5 protein-coding genes are annotated in these 7,039 nt (G+C 63.8%); all 5 read left to right on the top strand.

The features are described from left to right. Window positions 1-105 precede the first annotated feature (105 nt). The 5 genes from ABE459_RS25255 (at window position 106) to ABE459_RS25235 (ending at window position 6,941) form a co-directional block, all read left to right on the top strand. The gene (locus ABE459_RS25255; RefSeq protein ID WP_323830857.1) at window positions 106-1,038 is read left to right on the top strand and encodes a rhodanese-related sulfurtransferase; all 933 of its coding nucleotides are present in this window, start codon (window positions 106-108) and stop codon (window positions 1,036-1,038) included. A 3-nt stretch (window positions 1,039-1,041) separates the two neighbouring features. Beyond that, window positions 1,042-1,674: a DsbA family protein gene (locus tag ABE459_RS25250; protein ID WP_323830858.1), complete on the top strand. Its 633-nt coding sequence runs from the start codon at window positions 1,042-1,044 to the stop codon at window positions 1,672-1,674. Then, window positions 1,667-3,499: an ABC transporter ATP-binding protein gene (locus ABE459_RS25245; protein WP_125857806.1), complete on the top strand. Its 1,833-nt coding sequence runs from the start codon at window positions 1,667-1,669 to the stop codon at window positions 3,497-3,499. Before ABE459_RS25250 ends, ABE459_RS25245 begins: the two co-directional genes overlap by 8 nt. 161 nt (window positions 3,500-3,660) lie before the next feature. After that, window positions 3,661-6,117 (top strand): EAL domain-containing protein, encoded by a 2,457-nt coding sequence (locus ABE459_RS25240; protein ID WP_323830859.1) that lies wholly within the window; start codon window positions 3,661-3,663, stop codon window positions 6,115-6,117. Between the two features lie 38 nt (window positions 6,118-6,155). Beyond that, window positions 6,156-6,941, top strand: a complete 786-nt coding sequence (locus ABE459_RS25235; RefSeq protein WP_110992513.1) for an iron-containing redox enzyme family protein — start codon at window positions 6,156-6,158, stop codon at window positions 6,939-6,941. Window positions 6,942-7,039 lie beyond the last annotated feature (98 nt).

Below are 7,039 nucleotides of genomic sequence, written 5' to 3'. Positions count from 1 at the left end.
GCTATAGACCGTGGGAGCGGGCTTGCCCCGCGATGGCGTCGGTACAGTCGTTTTTGTCATTCCGGTCCGCCCCTTACGAGGGCAACCACCTGGAGATTCAACGCAATGACCCAACCGATCGTCGTGGCGGCGCTGTACAAGTTCGTCACCCTGGAAGACTACCTCGAGCTGCGCGAGCCGCTGCTCAACGCCATGCTGGAAAACGGCGTCAAAGGCACCCTGCTGCTGGCCCATGAAGGCATCAACGGCACCGTGTCGGCCACCCGTGAAGGCATCGACGGGCTGCTGGCCTGGCTGCGCAACGACCCGCGTCTGGTGGACGTTGACCATAAAGAGTCGTACTGCGACGAGCAGCCGTTCTACCGCACCAAGGTCAAGCTCAAGAAAGAGATCGTCACCCTCGGCGTGCCGGGCGTGGACCCGAACAAGGCAGTGGGCACCTACGTCGAGCCGAAAGACTGGAACGCCCTGATCAGCGACCCTGAAGTGCTGCTGATCGACACCCGCAACGACTACGAAGTGGCCATCGGTACCTTCAAGGGCGCCATCGACCCGAAGACCGAGACCTTCCGCGAGTTCCCCGAATACATCAAGGCCAACTTCGACCCCAGCAAGCACAAGAAGGTGGCCATGTTCTGCACCGGTGGCATCCGTTGCGAAAAAGCCTCGAGCTACATGCTCGGTGAGGGCTATGAAGCGGTCTATCATCTCAAGGGCGGCATCCTGAAATACTTCGAGGAAGTACCTCAGGAAGAAAGCCTGTGGGACGGCGACTGCTTCGTCTTCGACAACCGGGTCACCGTGCGTCATGACCTGAGTGAGGGCGAGTACGACCAGTGCCACGCTTGCCGCCACCCGGTCGATGCGAAGGACCGCGAGTCCGAGCACTATTCGCCAGGCGTGAGCTGCCCGCATTGCTGGGACAACCTGAGCGAGAAGACGCGGCGCAGCGCCATTGACCGCCAGAAGCAGATCGAGCTGGCCAAGGCGCGCAACCTGCCGCACCCGATCGGTTTCAACTACAAAGCCGAGGCCTGATGCATGTCCGCACGCCTGCTCTATGTGATGGACCCGATGTGCTCCTGGTGCTGGGGCTTCGCTCCGGTGGCCGAAGCGCTGATCGCCCAGGCGCGCGAGGCCGGTGTCAGCACCCGCCTGGTACCGGGCGGGTTGCGTACCGGCGGCAGCGCCCTGGACGCCTCGACCCGCAAGTACATCCTCGAGCATTGGCAGGCGGTGCATGATGCCACCGGGCAACCGTTCCGTTTTGAAGGCGCGATGCCGGACGGTTTCGTCTACGACACAGAGCCTGCCTGCCGCGCCCTGGTTGCGGCGCGTGAACTGGACGAGCAGCGCGCCTGGCATCTGCTCAAGCTGATCCAGGCGTCGTTCTACCAGCAGGGCGTGGATGTCACCCGCGCCCCGCAACTGGTCGAGCTGGCTGAGCAGGCCGGGTTCGATCGGGAGCTGTTCTCCCTGCGCTTCGCCAGCCACGACACCCGCACCGCCACCACGGCCGACTTCGCCTGGGTGCAGGACCTGGGCATCGCCGGCTTCCCCACGCTGCTGGCCGAGCGCAACGGCCAGTTGGCCCTGCTGACCAACGGCTATCAGCCGCTGGACAGCCTGCAACCCTTGCTCGGCCGTTGGCTGCAGCAGGCCGTTTGTGCTTGACCTGCCCGGGTCGCCAGACCCGGTACCCGGGAAGCCCCCTGCTGTGCCCGATCGCTTAAGCTGGGCGGAAATCCGCCGCCTGGCCCTGCACCACAAGAAAGCCCTGTGGAGCGCCAACCTGGTGGCCGTGTTCGCCGCCCTGTGCAGTGTGCCGATCCCCTTGCTGCTGCCGTTGCTGGTGGACGAAGTATTGCTGGGGCATGGCGATGCCGCGCTCAAATGGATGAACCACCTGCTACCCAGCAACTGGCAGGTGGCCGCCGGTTATATCGGCCTGATGCTCTGCGCCACGCTGACCCTGCGCCTGGCAGCGCTGGCCTTCAACGTGGTCCAGGCCAAGCTGTTCGCGGGCCTGGCCAAGGATATCGTCTACCGCCTGCGCATCCGCCTGATCGAGCGGCTCAAGCGTATCTCGCTGCAGGAGTATGAAAGCCTGGGCAGCGGCACGGTGACCACGCACCTGGTCACCGACCTGGATACCCTCGACAAGTTCGTCGGCGAAACCCTCAGCCGGTTCCTGGTGGCGGTGCTGACACTCACCGGCACGGCGGCGATCCTGATCTGGATGCACTGGCAGCTGGCGTTGCTGATCCTGCTGTTCAACCCGCTGGTGATCTACTTCACCGTGCAGTTGGGCAAACGCGTCAAGCACCTGAAAAAGCTCGAGAACGACAGCACTGCACGCTTTACCCAGGCGTTGACCGAAACTCTCGATGCCATCCAGGAAATCCGCGCCGGCAACCGCCAGGGCTATTTCCTCGGCCGCCTTGGCCTGCGGGCCCGCGAGGTGCGCGACTACGCTGTCGCTTCGCAGTGGAAAAGCGATGCCAGTGGCCGCGCCAGCGGGCTCTTGTTCCAGTTCGGCATCGACATCTTCCGTGCCGCCGCCATGCTCACCGTGCTGTTCTCCGACCTGTCCATCGGCCAGATGCTGGCGGTGTTCAGCTACCTGTGGTTCATGATCGGCCCGGTGGAGCAACTGCTCAACCTGCAGTACGCCTACTACGCCGCAGGCGGCGCCCTGAGCCGGCTCAACGAGCTGCTGGCGCGCGCCGACGAGCCGCAGTACCCGGCGGCCAGCGACCCGTTTGCCGGGCGTGAAACGGTGGGTATCGAGGTGCGTGACCTGCGTTTTGCCTATGCCGAAGAACCGGTGCTGGACCAGTTGAACCTGTCCATCGCCCCGGGTGAGAAGGTGGCGATCGTCGGCGCCAGTGGTGGTGGCAAGAGCACCCTGGTGCAACTGTTGCTGGGGCTGTACAGCGCTCAGGCCGGGACCATCCGCTTTGGCGGTGCCAGCCTTCAGGAAATCGGCCTGGAGACCCTGCGCGAGCACGTCGCGGTGGTGCTGCAGCACCCATCGCTGTTCAACGACAGCGTGCGTGCCAACCTGACCATGGGCCGCGACTGCAGCGACGACGCCTGCTGGCAAGCGCTGCGTATCGCCCAGCTGGATGCCACCATCGCGGCACTCCCCCAGGGTCTGGACAGTGTGGTCGGCCGCTCCGGGGTGCGCCTCTCCGGCGGCCAGCGTCAGCGCCTGGCGATTGCGCGCATGGTGCTGGCCGAGCCCAAGGTGGTGATTCTCGACGAGGCCACCTCGGCGCTGGATGCCGCCACCGAGTACAACCTGCACCAGGCTCTGGCGCGTTTCCTCAGCGGGCGCACCACGCTGATCATCGCCCATCGACTGTCGGCGGTGAAACAGGCCGACCGGGTGCTGGTGTTCGATGGCGGGCATGTGGCCGAGGACGGCGACCATCAGCAACTGATCGCCGAAGGTGGCTTGTACGCCAAGCTGTACGGGCATCTGCAGCAGACCTGAAAAAACAGCCGCAAGTGGCAAGCCTCAAGCGGCAAGATAAACGCGTGCGCTTTTTCTTGTCGCTTGAAGCTTGTCGCTTGTCGCTGCTTCATGGCAAATGGCCTACGCTGTGCTGTGTCTAGGTCGATTCGTGCCTTATCTGCCGCCGTGACAGGGACTACATGAAGGGAAATCGGACTCTCGAAGCGCCAAGGCTGCTGGGCATTATCTGGCCTTTCGTTGCCGTTGTGGTCTTCCAGGTGCTGCTGGGCAGCCTCAGCCTCTATGCATTGTCCTCGGTACGTGCCTACGTGGCGGGGGAAAGCCTGTGGTCCAAGGCGCAGAAGGACGCCATCTACTACCTGAGCCTGTACGCCGACGACCGGCATCCGCTGACCTACCAGCGCTATCGTCAGGCCATTCTGGTGCCCCAGGGCGACCATAACCTGCGCCTGGCGCTCGACCGGCCGGAGCCAGACATCGATGCCGCGCGCAAGGGCATCCTGCAGGGCGGCAACCACCCGGATGATGTCGCCCGGATCATCTGGTTCTACCGCAACTTTCGCAACATCAGCTACATGCAGACCGCCATCGATTACTGGGATATCGGCGACGACTACTTGCGCCAGCTCGATGTGCTGGCCGGTGAGATGCGCGAGGGCTTTGTCGGCGGTGCTGTCGACGCCGGCCAGGTGGCGCAATGGAAGGCCCGCATCGTCGCCATCAACGATGGCGTGACCCCGGCGGCCAAGGCCTTCAGCGATGCCCTGGGCGAGGGCTCGCGGGCGCTGCTCAAAGTGCTGATGCTCACCAACCTGATCACTGCGCTGTTCCTCATCGTCATGGCCTGGCTGCGCTCAAGCAAGCTGCTGGCCCAGCGCCAGGCGTTCGCCAGTGCCTTGCAGGAAGAGCGGGAGCGGGCGCAGGTCACCCTCGAATCGATCGGCGATGCGGTGATCACCACCGACGTCGATGGCTGTATCACCTTCATGAATCCCGCTGCCGAGCAGCTGACGCACTGGCAGGCCGCCCAGGCCGAGGGCCTGCCACTGGCGGCGTTGTTCAGCCTGCTCGACGAGAACGCCGAGAAGGACAGCCGGACCCTGGTCGAGCAGGTGCTCAGCGGCAGCCTCAAGGGCAGTGACGAACATGCCCGGTTGATCCAGCGTCTGGATGGCAGCACGGTGTCCATCAACCTGGTGGGTTCGCCGATACTCACCGACGGCCAGGTCAGTGGCATCGTCGTGGTGCTCCACGACATGACCCAGGAGCGTCAATACATCGCCAACCTGTCCTGGCAGGCGACCCATGACGCCCTCACCGGGCTGGCCAACCGCCGCGAGTTCGAGTATCGCCTGGAGCAGGCGCTCAACACCCTGATGCGTCAGGCGGGGCGCCATTCGTTGATGTTCCTCGACCTCGACCAGTTCAAGCTGGTCAACGATACCTCTGGCCATGCCGCCGGCGACGAGTTGCTGCGGCATATCTGCGCGGTGCTTCAGTCGGGCCTGCGCGAGGGTGACACCCTGGCGCGCCTGGGCGGCGACGAATTCGGCGTATTGCTGGAGAACTGCCCGCCGGAGCAGGCCGAGCGCATTGCCGAGCAGTTGCGCCAGGTAGTGCAAAGCCTGCATTTCGTGTGGAAGGGCCGGCCATTCGTCACCACCGTGAGTATTGGTCTGGTGCATATCGCCCAGGCGCCGAGCACCCTGGAGGCGTCGCTGCGGGCTGCCGACATGGCCTGCTACATGGCCAAGGAGAAAGGACGCAACCGGGTCCAGGTGTATCACGCCGACGACAGCGAGCTGTCCATGCGCTTTGGCGAGATGGCCTGGATCCAGCGCCTGCATGTGGCGCTGGAGGAGAACCGCTTCTGCCTGTACGCCCAGGAAATCGCCCCCCTGCAAGGGCAGGAAGGCCCCGGCCATATCGAGATCCTGCTGCGTCTGCACGATGAAAGTGGCCGCACCATCCTGCCCAACAGCTTCATCCCGGCGGCCGAGCGCTACGGGTTGATGACGGCCCTCGATCGCTGGGTGGTACGCAGTGTGTTCCAGGTGATCCGCCAATGTCTGGACGAGGGGCGCGAAGGGCCGTTGGCCCTGTGCGCGATCAACCTGTCGGGGGCGAGTATCGGTGACGACAACTTCCTCGAATACCTGCAACGGCTGTTTGGCGAGTTCGATATCCCGCCACGGCTCATCTGTTTTGAAATAACCGAGACCAGCGCAATTGCCAATCTTGGGAGCGCGATTCGATTCATCAATGAATTGAAGGGGCTGGGCTGCAAGTTCTCCCTCGATGACTTCTGCGCCGGGATGTCGTCATTCGCCTATTTGAAACATTTGCCGGTAGACTTCCTGAAGATCGACGGAAGTTTTGTCAAAGACATGCTCGACGATCCGATCAATCGGGCTATGGTTGAGGTGATCAATCACATCGGTCATGTGATGGGTAAGCGCACTATCGCCGAGTTCGTCGAGACGCCGTTGATCGAACAGGCATTGCAGGAAATCGGCGTGGATTACGCCCAGGGCTATCTCATCGAGCGGCCGCAGGTGTTCACCTGCGACAGCCTGCAGCGCCAACGGATTGCCGCGAGACCCCTGTTGCACCGGGCGCCGGGGACCTTTCGCTGAATACAGCCCGGGAATCACAGGGAATCAAGGAGCTGACAGTGATTGATTCATTCATAAGGATCGGACCCTTGATGGATCCGGCCAGTTATCCGGATTGGGCCCAGCAACTGATCGAGGATTGCCGCGAAAGCAAGCGCAGGGTGGTCGAGCACGAGTTCTACCAGCGCCTGCGCGACGGTCAACTGCGCCCGGCGACCGTGCGCCAGTACCTGATCGGCGGTTGGCCGGTGGTCGAGCAGTTCTCGCTGTACATGGCCCACAACCTCACCAAGACCCGCTACGGGCGCCACGCCGGTGAAGACATGGCGCGGCGCTGGCTGATGCGCAATATCCGCGTCGAACTCAATCATGCCGACTACTGGGTGCACTGGTGCCAGGCCCACGGTATTCACCTGCACGAGTTGCAGGCGCAGGAAGTGCCGCCAGAGCTCAACGGCCTCAACGACTGGTGCTGGCGGGTCTGCGCCACCGAGTCACTGGCCATCGCCATGGCCGCCACCAACTATGCCATCGAAGGGGCCACGGGCGAGTGGTCGGCGGTGGTCTGCGCGAATGACACTTACGCTCAAGGTTTCCCCGACGAAACCCGCAAGCGCGCGATGAAGTGGCTGAAGATGCACGCCCAGTACGACGATGCGCACCCGTGGGAAGCGCTGGAGATCATCTGCACGCTGGCGGGTGAGAATCCTACGCTGGGGCTGCGCACCGAACTGCGCCGGGCGATCTGCAAGAGCTACGACTGCATGTTCCTGTTCCTGGAGCGTTGCATGCAGCTGGAAGGGCGCCAGCAAGGGCGGCTGCGCCCGGCCTTGGCGGCGGGCTGAAAGCATCGCGGGGGCAACCCCGACCCCCCCGGGGGGGGGCGGGGGTGCCCCCCGCGTTCCGTTCTGTGGGGTCGACGCCCGGGCGGTGTCGGACGTGC

The organism is Pseudomonas sp. TWI923 (genome assembly GCF_039673365.1).
In the GTDB taxonomy this organism is placed as follows: domain Bacteria; phylum Pseudomonadota; class Gammaproteobacteria; order Pseudomonadales; family Pseudomonadaceae; genus Aquipseudomonas; species Aquipseudomonas sichuanensis.
The sequence above is the reverse complement of the archived record's forward strand: the minus strand, read 5'-3'. Positions and strand labels throughout refer to the sequence as shown.

Coding starts and splice junctions, on each gene's coding strand:
- ABE459_RS25255 (WP_323830857.1), top strand. CDS start 106: ATGACCCAACCGATCGTCGTGGCGGCGCTGTACAAGTTCGTCACCCTG.
- ABE459_RS25250 (WP_323830858.1), top strand. CDS start 1,042: ATGTCCGCACGCCTGCTCTATGTGATGGACCCGATGTGCTCCTGGTGC.
- ABE459_RS25240 (WP_323830859.1), top strand. CDS start 3,661: ATGAAGGGAAATCGGACTCTCGAAGCGCCAAGGCTGCTGGGCATTATC.